We start from the raw sequence: 20,488 nt of genomic DNA on the forward strand, positions 1-20,488 counted from the left end.
CCGAAAAAGGCCGAGGAAAAATTCGACATGGAATGCACCTATGAAGAGGGTGAGAAGGAAGACCTGCTCACCTTCACCCGCTCGGGCGTCAAGGGCACGCTGCTGGTGGATGCGCACCAGTTCGAGATGAAGGCGCAGCTCGGTTTTCTGTTCGGTGCGTTCAAGGACCGCATCGAGGCCGAAATTGGCGAGCAGCTCGATGCCTTGCTCAACGCGCCCCACCCCGGTGCCAGGAAGCCCGCTGCCGGCAAGAAGAAACCGGCGGCAGAGGCTGACGCTGCCAAGCCGGCGCCCAAGACCACCGCCAAGCCCGCCGCCAAGGCCCGCAAGGCGTAGCCGCCGGGATGCTCACCATGTCGCCCACGGATACAGCCGCCCACAGCCCGGCCTTTGACACGCTTTCCGGGCTGCTCCACACCCGCTACAGCTGCCGCGCCTTTCTGCCCCAGCCGTTGCCGCGCAGCACCATCGAGTCCATCCTGGCCACTGCACAGCGCACCGCCTCATGGTGCAACGCGCAACCCTGGCAGCTCACCATCGCCAGCGGTGCCACGCTGAAACGCCTGCGCAGCGCACTGCAGTCGCACATGGCCACCGCAGCGCCGGCGCCCGACCTGCCCTGGCCCCGCGAATACCGGGGCGTGTACCAGGAGCGGCGGCGTGAATGTGGCTGGGGCCTGTACGAAGCCCTGGGCATTGCCAAGGGCGACCGCGAGGCCTCAGCGCAGCAGGCCGCGCAGAACTTCACGATGTTTGGCGCGCCGCACGTGGCCATCGTCACCAGCGACGAGGCGCTGGGCGTGTACGGCGCGGTGGACTGCGGCGCCTATGTGAGCAACTTCATGCTGGCCGCGCACAGCCTGGGCGTGGGCTCCATCGCGCAGGCGGCACTGGCGTCGTACCCCGGGGTGTTGCGCGAAGTGCTGGGCATTGGCGACGACCGCACCATCGTCTGCGGCATCTCGTTGGGCATGGCAGACCTGGCACACCCAGCCAACCATTTCCGCACCACCCGCGCAGACCCGGCCAGCAGCGTGGTGTGGCGGGATTGACCCGCCGCGGCCTCTCAGGCCACGGCGCGCAGTGCAGGGCTGCACGAACGCAGCACCGCAAACAGATCCTTGGGGTCTGACAGTTCAGGAATCAGTTCGATCGGCTGGCCCATGCCGAGATCGGTGGCCGCATCGCGCAAGAAGCGCAACGCAGAAAAGTCCTCTAGCGCAAAACCCACAGAGTCGAACACCGTTACCGCCGCATCGCCGGCCCGACCGGTGTGCTGACCTGCCAGCACTTCCCACAGCTCGGTGACGGCAAAGTCGGCGGGCAGCTGCTGGATGTCGCCTTCGATGCGTGTTTGCGGCGCGTATTCGACAAACACCTGGGCCTGGCGCAGCACGTCAGCATGCAGCTCGGTCTTGCCCGGGCAGTCTCCACCCACGGCGTTGACGTGCATGCCGGGCGCCAGCAGGTCGGGGGTGAGGATGGTGGCGTTGGTCTTGTCGGCCGTCACGGTGGTCACGATGTCGGCGCCGCGCACGGCCTCGGCCGTGCTCGCGCAGGCCACGGTGCGCAGGCCCGCAGTGCCTTGCAGGTTGGCCTGCAGCTTGGTGGTGGCGGCCGGGTCGGTGTCAAACAGCCGCAGGGTATCGATGCCCAGCAGGTGGTGAAAGGCCAGCGCCTGGAACTCGCTCTGGGCGCCGTTGCCGATCAGCGCCATGGTACGCGCGCCCGGGCGTGCCAGTGCGCGGGCCGCCACGGCCGACATGGCGGCGGTGCGCAGGGCGGTCGTGAGCGTGAGCTCGCTCACCATCACCGGCGCGCCGGTGGCCACATCGGCCAGCACGCCAAACGCCATCACCGTGGGCAGGCCCCAGCGCGTGTTCCTGGGGTGGCCATTCACGTACTTGAACGCATAGGTCTGCTCGTCGGCAATGGGCATGAGCTCGATCACGCCGTCGCGCGAATGGCTGGCCACGCGGGCGGTCTTGTCGAATGCGCTCCAGCGCAGAAAGTCTGCATGGATGTTGTCGGCGATGCCGCGCAGGCATTGTTCGATGCCCTTGCGTTGCACCAGCGCGATGACATCGGGCGCACTGAGGTAAAGGGTGGAAAAGGGGTGACGGGAAGCCATGGTGTTTGTCTCCGGAAGGGAATGGTTGCGGCGGCCCCAACAGGCTCCTGCCGCTACTCAAACCAGTGTCCGGGAGCGGCAAAACAATGGGAATTGCCCAAACTGCCGCCAAATGCAGCGCCCTTTGCCGCAATGGCAGAGAGAACTGGCACTTTGCTCACCTTCCGGTGGGCCCGCCCTTCGGAGTTGCCCCCGTGCGGGCCAAAAAAAGGCGACCCGATGTCGCCTGTGGGGAGCGCGTGCCGTATCAGCTCAGCGACGCGATCAGGTCCACATACTGCTGCTTGGCCTCGTCGGCGCCGGTGCCCTTGAGCTTTTCCCACGCGTCCCACTTGGCGCGGCCCACCATGTCGGAGAAGCTGGGCTTCTTCTCGCTGTTGTCACCGGCGGTGGCCTGCTTGTACAGCGCGTAGATCTTGAGCAGCGTGGCGTTGTCAGGGCGCTCGCTGAGGTTCTTGGAATTGGCCACGGCGGCTTCGAAAGTGGCGTTGAGGTCGGCCATGTCTGTGTGCTCCTTGGGTTCGTAGGGGAGGGAAAGAACGGTATCGGCAAAGGATTGCTGCGTTGTATCTTACGGGCTGCGCGCCCCGCCAAGTGGCGCCGTGCATAGAGGCAAGCCCCCAAAAACAACCACAACAGGTGTACATCCGATGGTGACCCGCATCCCAGCCCCCAGCGCCACCGCTGCACAGGGGGCCGCCAGCCGCCTGCGCAAGGCGCGTGCCCAGGCCCCCGAAGTGGCGCGCCGCGCCGCCCAGGCCCTGCCCCCGGCCGCCCGCAAGGCGGCCACCGTGGTGCAAAAGAACGTGCGCCGCGCCGCCACCGGCATGCTGGGCCTGTCGGGCGAGCGCATGAGCAAGGTCGATACCGCGTGGTTGCGCATGGATTCGCCCAGCAACCTGATGATGATCAACGGGGTGTGGACCCTGTCACCCGGCATCACCTGGGAGGCCCTGTGCGAACGTGTGCAGCAGCGCCTTTTGCAGTACCCGCGCTTTCACCAGCGGGTGGTGGAAGACGCAGCCGGCGCCACCTGGGTAGAAGACCGCAACTTCGACATCACGGCCCATGTGCTGCGCGAGAAGCTGCCACACCGCAAGGGCGTCAGCATGCAGCGTGCACTGCAGGACCGGGTCGGTGAACTGGCCATGCAGCCCCTGGATACGCGCCGCCCGCTGTGGCAGATGCACCTGATCGAAGACTTTGTGGGCGATGACGGGCAGCCGGGCAGCGCGCTCATTGTGCGCATCCACCACTGCATTGCCGATGGCATTGCGCTGATCTCGGTGACGATGTCCATCGTGGACGGCGGCGCAGAGCCGCCCCGGCGCTCCCGCAGGCAGCGCGAGCAGGCCGCCACGGCCGAGGACTGGATTGCCGATGCGCTCATCAAGCCCTTCACCGGGCTCACCATCAAGGCCCTGGACCTGGCGGGCGATGGCGCCGCCCGGTCGCTCAAGATGCTGGGCGACCCCGAAAAAGCCATGCACCACGGACTGGCAGGCACCATGGACATGGCGCGTGTGGCCTACCAGCTGGCCGCCGATGCAGCCGCCCTGGCGCTGATGCCCGACGATTCGCCCACGCGCCTGAAGGGCCAGCCCGGCAGCGAAAAGCGTGTGGCCTGGTGCCCGCCGATTCCGCTGGAGGAGGTCAAGGCCATTGGCAAGGCGCTCAATTGCTCGGTCAATGACGTGCTGCTGTCGTGCGTGGCGGGCGCCATTGGCGGCTACCTGCGCAGCCAGGGCGACGACCCCTCGGGCCAGGAGATCCGCGCGATGATCCCCGTCAACCTGCGCCCCATGGAAGACGCGTGGAAGCTGGGCAACCGCTTTGGCCTGGTGCCGCTGGTGCTGCCCATCGGCATGGCCAACCCGATCGAGCGGGTGTACGAGGTGCGAAAGCGCATGAACGCACTCAAGGGCAGCACCCAGCCCATCCTGGCGTTTGCCATGCTGGCGGTGGCGGGGCTGATGATCAAGCCCGCGCAGGATGCGCTGCTCAACCTGTTTGGCCGCAAGACCACGGCGGTGATGACCAATGTGCCCGGCCCCAAGGAGCAGCTCACGCTGTGCGGCGCGCGCGTCACGCAGTGCATGTTCTGGGTGCCGCAGTCGGGCGGCATCGGCCTCGGCGTGTCCATCCTGAGCTACGGTGGCGGCGTTCAGTTTGGCGTGATCACCGACACCACGCTGTGCCCCGAGCCACAGCAGATCATCGACGCCTTTGCGCCCGAGTTCGACCAGCTCTCGCTGCTGACGCTGATGCTGCCCTGGGGCGAATGAGCCCGTTATGAGGGCTTCGGGATTCATGGCCGGGCTGCGCTGCGCCCTGGTGGCGCTGGGCTGCATCACGTCTGCCCAGGCAGACGTCACCGAGCAGAACCTGCAGCGCCCCTACACCGTGGATGCCCAGCCCGGCGAGAGCCTGCGCCAGGCCCTGAACCGGGCCACCCCGATTGCCGTGAACGGCCAGCGCTTTCATGGCTACACCCGGTGGAACGTGCGCTGGACCTTTCGCTGGTGGCGCGAGCCCTCGGGGCGCTGCACCATCACGGAGGTCCAGACGCAACTGCGCACCGAGGTGCAGCTGCCGCAGCTGCGCACCGCCACACCCGCGCAGCAGGCCGTGTTTGACCGCTACCTGCCCGCCCTGTCGCGGCACGAACAGGGGCATGTGCAGTTCGGGCGCGATGCGGCGCAGGCCATTGATGAGGGCATTGCCCGGCTGCCCGCTCTCGAAGACTGCGCCACGCTCGAACGCACGGCCAACGCCCTGGGCCACCGGCTGCTTCGGGAGTACACCGACCGGGAAAAAGCGTACGACCAGCGCACAGCCCACGGCGCCACGCAGGGCGCGCGGCTGGAGTGATCAGCCGCACCCGTGCGCTGCGCACCGGGGGCTCATTTGCTACTAAATTTATAGCTATTGGCGCTTATCCATAAAGCGCCAGAGGCCAATTTGATGCATATTTCTAGGCCGTCAACCCATCCACCGCCTGGAACATCGACTGCCGCGCCTGGCTGATGATCTGACCCTTCCACGCGTCGGTGTTGGTGTAGAACGCTGCCAGCATTTGCGCCTTGATCTGCGCGGCCTTGTCAGCGGGCGTTTCGGGGTGCAGGTGGAGCCACTGCTCGGCGCGCACGGCATTCATCACGTCAAGCACCGGCACGGTGCCGTATTCCATCGCGATCCCGGTGGCCTCGGCGTGCGGGCATTCGTCATAGATGGCGCCCCACATCAGCCCGGTAAGAAAGGCGGAGGTGGACGAACCGTCATAGATCGAGGTCACAGGTGTGGCGCCGCCGCCATCCCACCAGGCGCGGGCGCGGGCGACCGACGTGGCGTCGTCCTTGCCGGCATAGATGCGTTCGCCATGGCCACTGGGGCCGAGCCCCGTGTGAAGGTCAATCCACGCAATGCCCTGTGCGCTTGCACCGTGCTGGCGCAGTACGCCGCGCAAGGTGCGGTTGCTCCAGGTGGGCGCGGTGCCGCCAAAGAAGATGCCGTCCGGATACTCGTGCTGGCCCTGCGAGATGGCGGCCTGCCAGGCCGCCTCGCCCTTGGTGGCGATGTACTCCGCCACCGCTGCCTGGTTCTCCGGGCCGGGCGGCCATTGCTCGGGCAGCAGCAGGGGGTGCACCTCTCGGTAGGCCTCGTTCACCGGCAGGGGTTTTGAAAAATCCTGGAAGTTGCGGTTCAGGTCCACGTTCTCGTGCGTGAAACGCCGGATGTGCGAAAAGCCATACGGGTTGAGCGCGTGGATGTACAGCGTGGCAACACCCGCTGCATGCGCCTTGTCGCGCCACTCCTGGTCGTGCAGCGCAAACACCTGCACGCCGCTGCCGCAGTAGCCTTCCACGCCGTGGCAGGCGCTGCTCACGATGAGCAGTTTCTTCGCGTCCAGCGGGCCGTCGCGCACCACGTCCATGGCCAGGTCTTCACCGTCGCGGCCCTTCAGGGGGTGGGCGTGCGATTCGATGGGCAGCCCGGCTGCGGCCGCGGCTTCAAGGAATTTGGTCCGGGCCTGCGCGTAGCTGGGCGAAAAGGCGTCGACGATGCCGATCATGGGCAGTTGCTTTCGTGAACAGGATTGGAAACAAAAAAGAACACCCGGAGCACACAGGGACGCCAGAGCTTTAGGACAAAAACCGCAACGGGTATCAGTTGCCCGTTGCGCTGTGCGCCACCCGCGACGCATGAAACTGGCGCGCTCTAAACCAGCGCCCCCGCGCAAGGGCCGCCCCGCCGCGCTGGGGGCGTCCCCCTCCCGGCTCGCGCAGCGAGGCGAGAGAGGGGGAAGGCGCGAAGCGACTCAGGGGGTGTTTCACTTCAGGCCGCCGGCTGAGCCAGCCACTCTTCGGCCAGCTTGACCCAGTAGGTCGCGCCCAGCGGGATCAGGTCGTCGTTGAAGTCGTAGCTGGGGTTGTGCAGCATGCAGGGGCCGCCGCCGTGGCCCATCTCGCGGTGGGCGCCATCGCCGTTGGCGATGAAGCAGTACGCGCCGGGCTTGGCCTGCAGCATGTACGCAAAGTCTTCGGCGCCCATGGTGGGCTCTTGCGCCACCACGCGCTCTTCGCCCACGATGCCGGCCATCACCTTGCGGGCAAACTCGGCCTCGGCAGGCGAGTTGACGGTGGGCGGGTAGTTGCGCACGAACTCGAACTCGCAGGTGGCATCGTGCGCGGCGCAGTGGTGCTCGGCGATCTGGCGCATGCGCTTTTCGATGAGGTCCGTCACCTCGGTGGTGAAGGTGCGCACCGTGCCCTGCAACTCGACGCTGTCGGGCACCACGTTGGTGGCCTCGCCCGCATGGATCATGGTGACCGAGATCACGCCCGCGTCCACCGGCTTCTTGTTGCGGCTGATGATGGTCTGGAAGGTCTGCACCATGCCGCAGGCGATCGGCACGGGGTCGATGCCGGTGTGCGGCAGTGCCGCATGGCCGCCCTTGCCGCGGATGGTGACCTTGAACTCGCTGGTCGATGCCATCACCGGGCCGGGGCTCACGGCAAAGGTGCCCACCGGCATGCCGGGCCAGTTGTGCATGCCGTACACGGCCTCCATGGGGAACTGCTCGAACAGGCCGTCTTCGATCATCACGCGGGCACCGCCGCCGCCCTCTTCTGCCGGCTGGAAGATCAGGTACACGGTGCCATCAAAGTTGCGGTGCTTGGCAAAGTGCTGCGCTGCGGCCAGCAGCATGGCCACATGGCCGTCGTGGCCGCAGGCGTGCATCTTGCCCTGGTGTTTGCTGGCGTGGGCGAATGTGTTGAACTCCTGCATGGGCAGGGCGTCCATGTCGGCGCGCAGGCCAATGGCCCGGCCACTGGCGCCACCGTCGCGCCCCTTGACGATGCCCACCACGCCGGTCTTGCCCAGGCCCCGGTGGATGGGAATGCCCCACTCGGTAAGCTTTTGCGCCACCACGTCGGCGGTGCGCACCTCTTCAAAGCAGAGTTCGGGGTGGGCGTGAATATCCCGGCGCACCGCTGCAATACTGGCCGCCTGGGTGACGATGGAGTCGATAACGTTCATGATATGTGTCCTTACGATCTCACAGTCTAGCCCGCTGACCACCCCTTGCGCCACCCCGGGTTTATTTGCACTGCAACATGACACTCTCCCCCCACGCCCTCGAACTCGCGCAAACCCTGGTGCGCATGAACACCGTCAGCCATAACTCCAATCTGGAGCTGATCCATTTCATCCGCGACCACCTGGCCAGGCTGGGCGTGAAAAGCCGCCTGACCTTCAACGAGGACAAGACCAAGGCCAACCTGTTCGCCACGCTGGGCGAGGGCAAACCCGCTGGCGTGATCCTCTCGGGCCACACCGACACGGTGCCGTGGGACGGGCAGGACTGGACCATGGACCCGCTGAGTGCGCTGATCAAGGACGGCCCGGAAGGCCCGAGCCTGTACGGGCGCGGCAGTGCCGACATGAAGGCCTTCATCGGCGTGGCCGTGTCGCAGGCCGAGCAGTTCCTGAACAGCGATGCGCCGTTCGCCCTCCACTACGCGTTCAGCTACGAGGAGGAAATTGGCTGCTTTGGCGTGAAGGAACTCATCGCCGACCTGCGCGACGCCAACATCAAGCCCCTGGCCTGCATCGTGGGCGAGCCCACCAGCATGATTCCCGCCATCGCGCACAAAGGCGTGTACCGCTACAAGTGCTGCGTGCGTGGCAAGGAGGCGCATTCGTCCCTCACGCCGCATTCGGTCAACGCCATTGAGATGGCCGCCCGCGTGGTGGGCCGGGTGCGTGACATGGCGGAAGACTTTGAAAAGAACGAGGCCCGCTTCGAGGGCTTTGACGTGCCGTTCTCGACCACCAGCGTGGGCCAGTTCCACGGCGGCATTGCCGACAACGTGGTGCCGCGCGATGCCGAGTTCCGCTACGAATTCCGCGACCTGCCCACGGCCAATGCGGCGCAGATGCAGTCCGAGGTGGTGGCCTACGCCAAGTCGCTGGAGCCTGCGATGAAGAAGGTGGCGCCCGCAGCGGGCTTCGAGTTCGAGACCATCTGCGAGATCCCGAGTTTTCTGGGCAGCAAGGACGACCCGGTGACGCGCCTGGCGCAGGAGCTGAGCGGCGAAAAGCACACCACCCTGGTGGCCTTTGGCACCGAGGCGGGCCTGTTCAAGAACGCAGGCATCTCCACCGTGGTGTGCGGCCCCGGCAGCATCCGGCAGGCCCACCAGCCGGATGAGTATGTGAGCCTGGAGCAACTCGCACGTTGCGAGGCCTTCATGCAAGGCCTGGCGCGCACGCGCACCCTGGGCTGATCACCTGCCGGTGCCGGGGGGCCTCGGCGGGCACCCCGGCGTCCCGTCAGGTCCTCACGCGCCCGTCGCCGGTCAGCATCGACATTTCGACAAATTTGGATGCCGCGTGGCTGGTCGAGCTGAACGTTACCGGAAACCCCGAGATCACCTGGCTGCCCAGCGACTCGATGCCGGTGATGAGGCCTTCGCGCGTGAGCTTGCCGCCGTTTTGCGACTGGCGCAGGCCTTCGGCAAAGATGCGGGCGGCGAGGAAGCCTTCCATGCTGGAGTAATTGGCCTGCACCTTGTCGCCGCCCTTCTTGATGGCCTCCAGAAACTCGCGCGTGATCTGGCGCGAGGGCTGGTAGGGCGAGGGCACCACCTGCGACACCACCACACCCGCACCGTCCTTGCCCAGCTCGTCGGCCAGCGCCTGCGTGCCCACAAACGACACGTTGTAGAACGTACCGCCATACCCCGCCTTGCGCGCGGCACGCACAAACGCAGCCGCAGCGGAATAGGCCGAGATCTGCACCACGGCATCGGGCTTGGCAGCCACCAGCTTTTCCACCGCCATCTTCACGTCGGTTGAATTGCGCTCCACCGTGGCCGTGGCCACCGGCGCGAGCTTGAGTTCCGCCAGCGCGCGGGTCACGCCGTCGAGCCCCGCCTTGCCGTAGGCGTCGTTCTGGTGGAACACCGCGATCTTCTGCAGGCCCAGATTGGTCAGCTGGCGGACGATGAGCGCGGTTTCGTCGTAGTACGAGGCGCGCACATGAAAGATCAGCCGGTTGAACGGCTGGCGCAGCGCCTCGGCACCCGTGAAGGGGCCAAAAAACGGCACCCGCTCCTTGGTGAAGATCGGCAGGGCTGCAAGGCTGGTGGGCGTGCCGATATAGCCAAACAGGGCAAACACATCTTCGGCAATGAGCTTGCGGGTGTTTTCGGCGCAGCGGTCGGGCTCGTAGCCATCGTCCATGGTGCGGATTTCGATCGTGCGCTTGCCCACGCCGCCCTGCGCGTTGAGCTGGTCAAAATGCAGCTTGGCACCCAGGTTGAACTGCACGCCCAGCTGGGCTGCGGGGCCCGTGAAGGCGGCAGACTGGCCGAGCACGATGCGGCCTTCGCTCTGGGCGTGTGCCAGGTGAAAGCCCCCGAGCGCGGCGGCACCCAGGCCAACGGAAAACTGCCTGCGTCCCAAGCCCTTGTGGTTCATGGTGAAATCCTGTCTATCTGAAAGTAAAACGGTTGCCACTGCAAGGCATGGCCCCTTTGGGGGCCGGAACACGGACAGCGCCAGTGCCGACGCCCGCAACCATGATTCCGCCTGCTCACGGCGCTCTGTAACCGCAGCGGTGGTGCGCCTTGGTAATAACCCTAAGTGTACTGACCGTTACCCCACAGCAATAGCCATGCCCATTTCGCCCACCCGCCCATCGGCAGATTCCTCCACCGTACGGGGCGCGTGCCCCCACGACTGCCCGGACACCTGCGCGCTGCTGACCACCGTGGAAAACGGCATCGCCACCCGCGTGCAAGGCAACCCCGCACACCCCCACACCGACGGCGTGCTGTGCGCCAAGGTGAGCAAATACACCGAACGCACCTACCACCCCGAGCGCATCCTCACACCGCTCAAACGCACCGGTGCCAAGGGCAGCGGGAAGTTCACCCCGGTGAGCTGGGACGAGGCCCTGACGGACATCGCACAGCGCCTGAAGGCCATCGCCGCGCGCGCGCCCGAGGCCATCCTGCCCTACAGCTACGCCGGCACCATGGGCATGGTGCAGGGTGAGAGCATGGACCGGCGCTTTTTCCACCAGCTGGGCGCATCGCAGCTCGACCGCACCATCTGCGCGTCGGCCGGGGCCGAGGCGCTCACGCAGACGCTGGGCGGCAAGGTGGGAATGAAGGTGGAGTTTTTCTCCGAATCGCAGCTCATCCTGATCTGGGGCAGCAACTCCATTGGCAGCAACCTGCACTTCTGGCGCTATGCCCAGCAGGCCAAACGCAACGGCGCCAAGCTGGTGTGCATCGACCCGCGCAAGAGCGAGACGGCCGACAAATGCCATGAGCACATCGCCCTGCGCCCGGGCACCGACGCCGCGCTGGCCCTGGCGCTGATGCACGAACTGATCACGCACGACTGGCTGGACCACGACTACATCGCCCGCCATACGCTGGGCTGGGAACCGCTGCGCGACCGCGCCCTGCAATGGCCACCCGAACGCGCGGCGGAGGTCTGTGGCATTCCGGTAGAACAGATTCGTCAGCTGGCCAAGGACTATGGCACCACGAAGCCCGCCGCCATCCGCCTGAACTACGGCATGCAGCGTGTGCGCGGCGGCGGCAATGCCGTGCGCGCCGTCGCCTGCCTGCCCGCGCTCACCGGTGCCTGGCGCCACCGCGCGGGCGGCATGCTGCTGTCGAGCTCCGGTCAGTTCCCCGTGCAGCGCGCGGTGCTGCAGCGGCCCGACCTGATGCCTCAACGGACAACGGGTGGTACGGCCCGCACCCTCAACATGGTCACCATTGGCGACGACCTGCTGCGCGAGGCCGCGCCCGCGTTCGGCCCCAAGGTCGAGGCCGTCGTGGTCTACAACAGCAACCCCGTGGCCGTGGCACCGGACTCGGGCAAGGTGGTGCAGGGCTTTGCGCGCGAAGACCTGTTCACCGTGGTGCTGGAGCACTTCCACACCGACACGGCGGACTACGCCGACTACATCCTGCCCGCCACCACGCAGCTCGAACACTGGGACGTGCACCTCTCCTACGGCCACACCGATGTGGTGCTCAACCGCCCCGCCATCGCGCCGCTGGGCGAAGCCCGCAGCAACGCCCAGATCTTCCGCGACCTGGCCGCGCGCATGGGTTTCACCAACCCCTGCTTTGCCGACAGCGACGAAGCCCTGTGCCGCCAGGCCTTTGGCAATGACGTGGACTACGCGCTGCTCGAATCGCAAGGCTTTGCCACGCTGACACTGCCCGATGCGCCGTTTGCGGACGGCAACTTTCCGTCACCCTCCGGCAAATGCGAGTTCTACAGCGCCCGTCTGGCCGCTCAGGGCCTGGACGGCCTGCCCGACCACCTGCCCAACTACGAGCTGCAGGGCACGGATGCGCGCTACCCGCTGGCCATGATCTCGCCGCCCGCGCGCAACTTCCTGAACTCCACGTTTGTGAACGTGCAGAGCCTGCGCACCATCGAGGGCCGCCCGCTGCTCGAAATCCACCCCGACGACGCCGAAGCCCGGGGCATCGCCAACGACGCCGTGGTGCGCGTGTTCAACGACCGGGGCAGCTACCTGTGCCACGCCGCCGTCTCGCGCCGCGCAAGGCCCGGTGTGGTCAACGGCCTGGGCATCTGGTGGCGCAAGCTGGGGCTGAACGGCACCAACGTGAACGAGGTGACCAGCCAGGCACTGACCGACCTGGGCCGCGCGCCCACGTTCTACGACTGTCTGGTGGAAGTGGAGGCCAGCGCAGTGGATGCACCGGCGCCGGCCTCTGCCTGATAGCAGCTTCACAACGCCGACGGGCGGGTGCGGATTGCCTGGCTGGTTGGATGCGTCGGATTGGCCCCAAACCGTTCGGGCTGAGCCTGTCGAAGCCAGGGCTCTGAGGCAGCAACCAGATACGCAAAATTGATAGCTGCCAGCGCTTGTACATCAAGCGCTACAAGCCAATTTGGCTTGAATTATTCTTCACCGTTGCGGCAGCGCACAGCTCCATGAAAGGGGCCCAAGCCCCTTTTTCTTTGCGTTGGTCACTTGCCCAGTTGGCTGAGCAAAGCCTTTGCGCCCGGCTCCGACGATGCCGGGTTCTGCCCCGTGATCAGCGCACCATCGGTCAGCACATGGGGTGCCCAGTCGGTGCCTTTGGAATAGTGTCCACCGTTGGCCTTGAGCATGTCTTCCACCAGAAACGGCACGATGTGCGTCAGCTGCACGGCCTCTTCTTCGCTGTTGGTGAAGCCGGTCACTTGCTTGCCCTTGACCAGCGGCGACCCGTCGGGCGCCTTGGCGTGGCGCAGCACGCCGGGCGCGTGGCATACCAGCGCCAGCGGCTTGCCGGCCGCAAAGGTCTTTTCAATGAGCGCGATGGACTGCGCGTCTTCCGCCAGGTCCCACAGCGGGCCATGGCCGCCGGGGTAGAACACGGCATCAAAGTCCTCGGCCTTCACGCTGGACAGCGGCACGGTGCTGGCCAGCTGCTTTTGGGCCTCGGCATCGGCCTTGAAGCGGCGCGTTGCGTCGGTCTGGGCGTCTTCGTCGTCGCTCTTGGGGTCCAGCGGAGGCTGGCCGCCGCGGGGCGACGCGAGCGTGATCTGCGCGCCGGCATCCTTGAACACGTAGTACGGTGCGGCAAATTCTTCCAGCCAGAATCCGGTCTTTTTGCCGGTGTCGCCCAGTTGGTCGTGGGACGTCAGAACCATGAGGATGTGTGCCATGGAGGTCGCTTTCGTTAGGGGGTTGATGTGGAAAACCAAACTGGCACCGTACCAGCCACAAGGCCCGTTGTCCCGCAATGCCGGCAGGTTTGCGGCATTGGCTTACAGCATGGCGCTGCCGCGCGTTCCGCACCCATCGCCGTTCAACTCAGGTGCCGCGCCAGAAAGTGCGCCACAGGTCGGGGAAAGCAAGCCTCAGCCGGGTCCCCTGCGACCGCACCTTGAAACCAACGCGGTGCGGCGACGCCGTATCACTTCAATTTTGATAGCTCTCAGCGCTTATCCATCAAGTGCCAGAGGCCATTTTCATCCCTATTTTTCCAGCGCTACGGCCGAATCGCGGCGTCCGTTAGCGCCGCATTCGAACGGGCTTTGCACAAAGGCGGTACGGTCATCCACGCAAGTACCAAACACGTATTCGGGGTACAGGTAGTCGTCGCCAAAACGCATCAGGTCGAGTGGCATGGTGCGCAGCACCGGCTTGCGCCCCTGCACGGCCACGGCCATGTAGTCCGTCCATACCGGCAGCGCCAGCGTGCCGCCGGTGTGCCGGCCCAGGCTGCGCGGCTGGTCGTAGCCCATCCACACGACCGAGGCCACGCCCGACGAGTAGCCTGCAAACCACACGTCGCGCGCGTCGTTGGAGGTGCCGGTCTTGCCCGCCACATCAGGGCGGCCCAGCGCCCTGGCGCGCCTTCCGGTGCCGTGCTCGACCACGTCGCGCAGCATGCTGTCGAGCACGAAGGCGTTGCGCTCGGACACCACGGCGGCGCGGGGCGATGACCCTTGCGCCTCGTACAGCACCTCGCCGCCGCGCTCGCTCACGGTGCGGATCAGCCGGGGCTGCACCAGCGTGCCGCCATTGGCGAACACGGCGTAGGCCTGCGTGAGCTGCAGCGGCGTGACGGCGCCCGCGCCCAGCGCCAGCGGCAGCCGGGCCGGGTTGAGCGCGGGGTCAAAACCAAAGCGGGTGGCGAACTGCTGCACATACTGCGCACCCGCCGCCTCCATCAGATTGACGGCCACCATGTTCTTGGAACGCACCAGGCCGCGCCGCGCGGAAATGAAACCTTCGTAATTGCCGCCATAGTTGCGCGGGCTCCAGGCGGCGCGACCGCGTGCGGCGGGGGTGACCACGCGCTGCGTATCGTCGACCAGCGTGCCCGGTGCATAGCCCTTCTCCAGCGCGGCAGAGAAGATGAACGGCTTGAAGGTGGAGCCGGGCTGGCGCAGGGCCTGCACCGCATGGTCGAACTGGTTCAGCGCTTGGTCGAACCCGCCGGCCAGCGCCAGGATCTCCCCGGTTTCCGTGTCCATGGAGACCAAGGCGCCCTCCATGGCGGGCAACTGCGCGAGGTTCCATTGCTGGCGCGCATCGGACACCACGCGGATCACCGCGCCCGGCGCGATGCGCCGCCGCGGGGGCGCATCAGGCGCCAGAGCCGCCCGGGCGCTGGCGCTCAACCGGCTGCGCGGAATCTCCACGCGCGTGCCATCGCGCAGCAGGGCGGCAATGCCCTGCGTGGGCGACGCCTGGTCCACCACGGCCACCCGCAGTTCGCCGCTGTCCCGGTAGGGCGCCAGGGCTGCACGCAGAGCGCGGGGGTGCGCGCCAGCTGCCGCCCCGGCGTGGGGCAGCCGGGCCTCGGGACCCGAATAGCCCAAAGAGTCCTGCGCGCGCAGCAGCCCAGTGCGCAGCGCCCGCGTGGCGGCCTGCTGCTCTGCAAGGCGCAGGGTGGTGACGACATCCAGGCCCAGCGAATACGCCTCTTCACCAAACCGTTCCACCACCAGCTTGCGCGCCTGCTCCACGGCAAAGGCCGCTGCCGGGTCGATGGAGCGCGGCTGCGTGCGCAGCGTGAGCACCTCTGCGTTGGCCGCAGCGTAGGCGGCGCTGTCCAGGTAGCCCAGCGCGTGCATGCGCTGCAGGATGTATTGCTGGCGCACGGTGGCGCGTTCGCGGTTGGCCACCGGGTTGTAGGCCGAAGGCGCCTTGGGCAGGCCGGCCAGCATCGCGGCCTCGGCCACTGTCAGCTCGTCCAGCGTCTTGTCGAAGTACACCGACGCGGCCGCTGCAAACCCGTAGGCCCGCTCGCCCAGGTAGATCTGGTTCATGTACAGCTCCAGGATCTTGTCCTTGCTGTACATGGCCTCCAGCTTGTAGGCCAGCAGGATCTCCATGAGCTTGCGGCTGTAGGTTTTGACACGGCTCAGAAAGAACACCCGCGCCACCTGCATGGTGATGGTGCTCGCGCCCTGGGCGTGCTCGCCAGACACCACATTGCGCAGCGCAGCGCGCGCCAGGCCGGTGAAGTCCACCGCGCCGTGCTCGTAAAACCGCGCATCCTCAATCGCCAGCAGCGCCTGGCGCACGTGCGCCGGTATGTGGCCAATGGGCACGAAATCGCGGCGCTCTTCGCCGAACTCCGCCAGCAGGCTGCCGTCGGCGGCATAAATGCGCAGGGGCAACATGGGGTCGTAGTCGGCCAGGTGGTCTACCGTGGGTAACTGTTGCCACAGCAGGTGCAGCACCCAGGCCCCACCGGCGCTGCCGGCCAGCACCAGACCGGCCAGGAAGCCGCAGAGAAATTTGAGCGCCGAGCGCTTGTTGGGCGCCACGGCAGGCGCGGCAGCAGAGGGTGATGAAGACATCCAGAGGGATTTCGGGCTGAGCAGTACCCGTCGATGACGGGCCTGCGGCGCCTCTCCCCCTGTCCTTGGTACCTGAGAGTTTCAGCTGCGGTGGCAGCCAGCCCCTTCGGTGGGCCCCCGCTCGCGTTGCGCGGTGCGGCGGCCTCTCTCCAGTCGGCGATGGTCTCTTGCGGTCCGGTGTGCCTGAGCGATGATGGGAGTTTGCGCCTTCGGCGGGGGCGGTGCCGCCCCTCTCTCCCGCAAGATAAGGGTTTACTCTAACCCACGCGCACAAACCAAACCCGGCCCCAAGGGTATTGACGGCCCTGGGCGGGCCGCTTACAGGGCGGCTTCGAGGATGCGACGGCTCACGGCGGGCGTGATCTCGCGCTGCTCGCCCAGCTGCACCATGCCATGCGCTTCGAGCTGCGCCACCACGGTGGTGACCACCTCGGCACCCAGACCGTAGCCCGACAGGCGCGTGGCGATGCCCATGCTTTCAAAGAAATCACGCGTGCGCTCGATGGCGGCGGTGATGCGCTCGTCGTCGGTGCCCGTGGTGATGCCCCACACGCGCTCGCCGTACTGCAAGAGCTTTTCGCGCTTGGCCACCCGGCGCTCGTTGAGCAGCGCGGGCAGCACGATGGCCAGCGTGCGCGCGTGGTCGATGCCGTGCAACGCGGTCAGCTCGTGGCCGATCATGTGCGTGGCCCAGTCCTGCGGCACGCCGGCGCCGATGAGCCCGTTGAGCGCCATGGTGGCGGCCCACATCAGGTTGGCGCGGTCGTCATACACCGGCTCTTGTGCTGTCAGCAGGCGCGGGCCCACCTCGATCAGCGTCTGCAGGATGCCTTCGGCAAAACGGTCCTGCACGGGCGCGTTGACCGGGTAGGTGAGGTACTGCTCCACCGTGTGCACAAACGCATCCACCACGCCATTGGCCAGCTGCTGGGGCGGCAGGGTGTAGGTCTTGGTGGGGTCGAGCACCGAGAACTGCGGGTAGGTGTGCCGGCTGCTGAAAGGCAGCTTGGCCCCCTTGGCGCGGTGGGTGATGACGCTGCCGCTGTTCATCTCCGAGCCTGTGGCAGGCAGCGTGAGGACAGCACCAAACGGCAGCGCACTCTTCACGTTGCGGCCGTATTTTTCAAGGATTGACCAGGGCTCACCCTCCAGCGGAACGGCGGCCGCAATGAACTTGGTGGCGTCGATCACCGAGCCGCCGCCCACGGCCAGCAAAAAGTCAAACCCGCCCTCGCGGATCTGCGCCACGGCCTTCATGGAGGTTTCGTAGCTCGGATTGGGCTCGATGCCGCTGAAGGTGGCGTGCTGGCGCTCGCCCAGCGCGGCGCGCACCTCGGCCAGGGTGCCGGTCTTTTCGGCGCTGGCTCCACCCACGAGGATCAGCACCTTGGCGGCAGCGGGCACGAGCTTGGCCAGGTCGGCAATGCGGCCCTGGCCGAAGGCGATGTGGGTGGGGTTGTGGAAGTCGAAATTCAGCATGGGATGGGTGTTTCTGGTGGGGGCTGCCTGCAGGGCGCTTGCCGCTGGCGGGCCGGGAACAACGATTGTGCGGCGCCGCCACGCGGAGCACCCGTCACACGCGCGATAACCCCACGGGCGCTGCCACGCCGCCAGCCAAAATACTGGTTATATACACAGTCTTCAGATATAAAGCCGAACACCAGTTTTGAGGAGCCCCACCCCATGCTCGACCACATGACCTTCCGCGTCACCGACATCGCCCGCGCCAAGGCGTTTTACAGCGCCGCCCTGGCGCCACTGGGTTACAGCCTGTGTTTTGAAGGCAACTACGGCGCCAACATGCTGGGTTTCGCCTACCCCGATGCGTCCGAGCCGGACGGCAAGAAGGCCGATGTGTGGTTCATCGACGGCCCCTCGCCGTACGGTGGCCCGCCGGCCACCACGGGCTGCCACCTGGCGTGGCGCGCCGCCACGCGGGTTCAGGTCGATGCCTTCTACCGCGCCGCCATGGAAGCCGGGGGCAAAGACAACGGAGCCCCGGGCCTGCGGCCCGACTACCACCCCCACTATTACGGCGCGTTTGTCATCGACCCGGAAGGCAACAACATCGAAGCGGTGTGCCACCTGCCGGAGTAAGAAACACCGCAGCCCCCCGTAGAGGGTGCGTCGCCAAGCGAGTGCGCCCGTGGAACTGGCTTTGCCAGGCCACCGGGTGCGTCCCCCTGGGGGGAACCGGCGCAGCCGCTCAGGGGGGTCAGTCGAGTTTCACGCCAGCCGCCTTGATGATCTCGCCCCAGCGCTTCGATTCGGCGCGCGCCATGGCGCGGAACTGCTCGGGCGTGCCGGGCAGGGCTTCCATGCCGAAGTCGTTCATGCGCTTGACCACGGCGGGGTTGAGCAGGGCCTTGTTCAGGTCGGCGTTCAAACGCGTGGTGATCGCGGCGGGCAAACCGGCGGGCGCGAGGATGCCCTGGAAGGCGAACACTTCGGTATCGGGCACGCCCGCTTCGGCCAGGGTGGGCACGTCGGGCAATGCGGCCACGCGCTTGGACGAGCCGATGGCCAGGGCACGCACCTTGCCCGACTGGATCACGGGCAGGCCGGCCGCCAGGTCGAGGAACATGCACGGCACCTGGCCGCCCATCACGTCCTGCATGGCGGGCGCTGCGCCGCGGTAGGGGATGTGCGTGAGGAAGGTCTTGGTGCGGTTCTTGAACATTTCCATCGCCAGGTGGTGCGGCGAGCCGTTGCCGGGCGATGCGTAGTTGAGCTTGCCGGGGTTGGCGCGGGCATAGGCCAGGAATTCCTTCACCGACTTGGCTTCAAACGCCGGGTGCACCACCAGCGCCAGCGGAAAGCGGCTGATGCCGCCCACGTAGGTGAAATCTTTTTCGGGGCTGAACGGCAGCTTGGTGAACAGGTGTTCGTTGTAGGCCAGGATGGCGTTGTCGGCCGACATGAAGGTGTTGCCGTCGGGCTTGGCCGTGGCCACCATCTGGCCGCCGATGTTGGTGGAGGCGCCGGGGCGGTTGTCCACCACGATCTGCTGGCCCAGGGTCTGGCGCATGGCTTCGGCCACGGTGCGGGCCAGCACGTCGGTACCGCCACCGGCCGGGTACGGCACCACCCAGCGCAGGGGCTGGTCGGGCCAGGTGGACTGGGCGGCGGCCCAGGGCGCGGCGGTGGTGGCGCCTGCAGCGGCCAAAGCGGACAAGAGGGTGCGGCGTTGCATGAAGCTGTCTCCTTGAGATTACTATCGAATTAATAGCTGCTCGCGCTTACCCATTAAGCGCCAGAGCCTGATTTTGCTTGTATTTTCGTGTGGATCGCCGCGCTACGCCCCGGCTTCGACGGGCTCAGCCCGGGCGGGTCAGGGCGCGCGGCTTGCCGTGGCGGGCTCAGGCCGCCGGTGCGGCGATCGTCTGGTCGATGGCACCAAAGATGCTCGCGCCGTCCTTGCCCTTGACCTCGATGCGGATGGTGTCGCCGAACTTCATGAACTCGGTGCTCGGCTTGCCGTCCTGGATGGTTTCGATGCAACGCTTTTCGGCAATGCAGCTGTAGCCCTTGGGCCATTCGGTGCGGCCGTGGGCGTCCGTCACGCCCTTGTTGCTCACGGTGCCGCTGCCGATGATGGAGCCGGCGCGCACATTGCGCGTCTTGGCGACGTGGGCAATGAGCTGGCCGAAGTGGAAGGTCATCTCGGGACCGGCGTCGCACATGCCCACCTTGCGGCCGTTCCAGGTGGATTGCACGGTGAGGTTCACGCGGCCGTGGTCCCAGGCGTCGCCCAGCTCGTCCAGTGTGACGGCCACGGGGCCGAAGGCGGTTGCGGGCTTGCTCTGGAAGAAGCCAAAACCTTTGGCCAGCTCCGCAGGGATGAGGTTGCGCAGGCTCACGTCGTTGGCAATCATCACCAGGCGGATGCCGTCCAGCGCCTGCTCTGGCGTGGCGCCCATCTTCACGTCGCCGGTGATGACGGCGATCTCGGCCTCGAAGTCGATGCCCATGGCTTCGCTGGGCACCACCACGTCGTCGCAGGGGCCGATGAAATCATCGCTGCCGCCCTGATACATCAGCGGGTCGGTATAGAAGCTTTCGGGCACCTCGGAGTTGCGCGCCTTGCGCACCAGCTCCACATGGTTGATGTAGGCCGAGCCGTCGGCCCACTGGTAGGCGCGCGGCAGCGGGGCCATGCACTGGGCAGGGTCGAAGGGGAACGCGTGGCGCGCGCGGCCGCTGTTGAGCTGGTCATACAGGTCCTGCAGCTGGGGCGAGATGAAGCCCCAGTCGTCCAGCACCTGCTGCATCTTGCTGGCAATGCCGGTCGCATAATGGGCCGTGCCCAGGTCGCGGGAGACGACAACCAGCTGGCCGTCGCGCGAGCCGTCTTTGTAGGTAGCAAGTTTCATGGTGGCAGAACCTTCGGTCTCAAGGGATTTGAGGGATTGGGGGCATCACCCAGCACTAATTACGCTTGGGTAAATTGATTTAACTAAACAAAACTCGTAAATTTTAGTGCAC

17 protein-coding genes and 1 riboswitch are annotated in these 20,488 nt (G+C 66.4%); of the genes, 7 read left to right on the forward strand and 10 right to left on the reverse strand.

Annotated features, from left to right (window positions below):
* The first annotated feature begins 27 nt into the window (after positions 1-27).
* Both KYG_RS01830 and KYG_RS01835 read left to right on the forward strand, forming a co-directional pair.
* Positions 28-336 carry a polyhydroxyalkanoic acid system family protein gene (locus tag KYG_RS01830; protein ID WP_008903105.1) on the forward strand — a complete coding sequence of 103 codons (309 nt, stop codon included), beginning with the start codon at positions 28-30 and terminating at the stop codon, positions 334-336.
* An 8-nt stretch (positions 337-344) separates the two neighbouring features.
* The gene (locus tag KYG_RS01835; RefSeq protein ID WP_008903106.1) at positions 345-1,052 is read left to right on the forward strand and encodes a nitroreductase; all 708 of its coding nucleotides are present in this window, start codon (positions 345-347) and stop codon (positions 1,050-1,052) included.
* 14 nt (positions 1,053-1,066) lie between these two features.
* Here the strand turns inward: KYG_RS01835 and KYG_RS01840 are convergent, their stop codons facing one another.
* Positions 1,067-2,131 (reverse strand): ornithine cyclodeaminase, encoded by a 1,065-nt coding sequence (locus KYG_RS01840; protein WP_008903107.1) that lies wholly within the window; start codon positions 2,129-2,131, stop codon positions 1,067-1,069.
* A 247-nt stretch (positions 2,132-2,378) separates the two neighbouring features.
* Positions 2,379-2,633, reverse strand: a complete 255-nt coding sequence (locus KYG_RS01845; RefSeq protein WP_008903108.1) for an acyl-CoA-binding protein — start codon at positions 2,631-2,633, stop codon at positions 2,379-2,381.
* Positions 2,634-2,781: 148 nt separating this feature from the next.
* Between KYG_RS01845 and KYG_RS01850 the strand changes: the two genes are divergently transcribed.
* Complete coding sequence (locus KYG_RS01850; protein WP_008903109.1) at positions 2,782-4,416, forward strand: wax ester/triacylglycerol synthase family O-acyltransferase; 1,635 nt, start codon at positions 2,782-2,784, stop codon at positions 4,414-4,416.
* Positions 4,417-4,423: 7 nt separating this feature from the next.
* Entirely contained in the window at positions 4,424-5,002 is a 579-nt protein-coding gene (locus KYG_RS01855) for a DUF922 domain-containing Zn-dependent protease (protein WP_008903110.1), read from the forward strand.
* A gap of 103 nt (positions 5,003-5,105) precedes the next feature.
* On the opposite strand, the gene KYG_RS01860 is transcribed toward KYG_RS01855, so the two are convergent.
* Both KYG_RS01860 and KYG_RS01865 read right to left on the reverse strand, forming a co-directional pair.
* Complete coding sequence (locus tag KYG_RS01860; protein ID WP_008903111.1) at positions 5,106-6,203, reverse strand: M14 family metallopeptidase; 1,098 nt, start codon at positions 6,201-6,203, stop codon at positions 5,106-5,108.
* Between the two features lie 263 nt (positions 6,204-6,466).
* Positions 6,467-7,672, reverse strand: coding sequence for a M20 aminoacylase family protein (locus tag KYG_RS01865; RefSeq protein WP_008903112.1), 1,206 nt, complete (start codon positions 7,670-7,672; stop codon positions 6,467-6,469).
* A gap of 77 nt (positions 7,673-7,749) precedes the next feature.
* On the opposite strand from KYG_RS01865, the gene argE reads away from it, so the two are divergent.
* On the forward strand, positions 7,750-8,922 hold the full coding sequence (argE, locus tag KYG_RS01870) for an acetylornithine deacetylase (protein WP_008903113.1): 1,173 nt from the start codon (positions 7,750-7,752) through the stop codon (positions 8,920-8,922).
* A 46-nt stretch (positions 8,923-8,968) separates the two neighbouring features.
* Here the strand turns inward: argE and KYG_RS01875 are convergent, their stop codons facing one another.
* Positions 8,969-10,117 carry an ABC transporter substrate-binding protein gene (locus KYG_RS01875; protein ID WP_008903114.1) on the reverse strand — a complete coding sequence of 383 codons (1,149 nt, stop codon included), beginning with the start codon at positions 10,115-10,117 and terminating at the stop codon, positions 8,969-8,971.
* 196 nt (positions 10,118-10,313) lie between these two features.
* Between KYG_RS01875 and KYG_RS01880 the strand changes: the two genes are divergently transcribed.
* Positions 10,314-12,416 (forward strand): molybdopterin-dependent oxidoreductase, encoded by a 2,103-nt coding sequence (locus tag KYG_RS01880; RefSeq protein WP_008903115.1) that lies wholly within the window; start codon positions 10,314-10,316, stop codon positions 12,414-12,416.
* 251 nt (positions 12,417-12,667) lie between these two features.
* Here the strand turns inward: KYG_RS01880 and KYG_RS01885 are convergent, their stop codons facing one another.
* The 3 genes from KYG_RS01885 to KYG_RS01895 all read right to left on the reverse strand — a co-directional run bounded on the left by KYG_RS01885 (position 12,668) and on the right by KYG_RS01895 (position 17,482).
* On the reverse strand, positions 12,668-13,351 hold the full coding sequence (locus KYG_RS01885; protein WP_008903116.1) for a type 1 glutamine amidotransferase domain-containing protein: 684 nt from the start codon (positions 13,349-13,351) through the stop codon (positions 12,668-12,670).
* A 312-nt stretch (positions 13,352-13,663) separates the two neighbouring features.
* Entirely contained in the window at positions 13,664-16,003 is a 2,340-nt protein-coding gene (locus KYG_RS01890; protein ID WP_008903117.1) for a penicillin-binding protein 1A, read from the reverse strand.
* A 160-nt stretch (positions 16,004-16,163) separates the two neighbouring features.
* Positions 16,164-16,253, reverse strand: a riboswitch (glycine riboswitch).
* A gap of 68 nt (positions 16,254-16,321) precedes the next feature.
* On the reverse strand, positions 16,322-17,482 hold the full coding sequence (locus KYG_RS01895; RefSeq protein ID WP_008903118.1) for an iron-containing alcohol dehydrogenase: 1,161 nt from the start codon (positions 17,480-17,482) through the stop codon (positions 16,322-16,324).
* Between the two features lie 204 nt (positions 17,483-17,686).
* On the opposite strand from KYG_RS01895, the gene KYG_RS01900 reads away from it, so the two are divergent.
* Positions 17,687-18,100, forward strand: coding sequence for a VOC family protein (locus KYG_RS01900; RefSeq protein WP_008903119.1), 414 nt, complete (start codon positions 17,687-17,689; stop codon positions 18,098-18,100).
* A gap of 118 nt (positions 18,101-18,218) precedes the next feature.
* On the opposite strand, the gene KYG_RS01905 is transcribed toward KYG_RS01900, so the two are convergent.
* Together KYG_RS01905 and KYG_RS01910 are read right to left on the reverse strand one after the other, a co-directional pair.
* Positions 18,219-19,196 (reverse strand): tripartite tricarboxylate transporter substrate binding protein, encoded by a 978-nt coding sequence (locus KYG_RS01905; RefSeq protein WP_008903120.1) that lies wholly within the window; start codon positions 19,194-19,196, stop codon positions 18,219-18,221.
* 166 nt (positions 19,197-19,362) lie between these two features.
* Positions 19,363-20,376, reverse strand: a complete 1,014-nt coding sequence (locus tag KYG_RS01910; protein ID WP_008903121.1) for a fumarylacetoacetate hydrolase family protein — start codon at positions 20,374-20,376, stop codon at positions 19,363-19,365.
* Positions 20,377-20,488 lie beyond the last annotated feature (112 nt).

Source organism: Acidovorax sp. NO-1, from assembly GCF_000238595.1.
Taxonomy (GTDB): Bacteria; Pseudomonadota; Gammaproteobacteria; order Burkholderiales; family Burkholderiaceae_C; genus Acidovorax.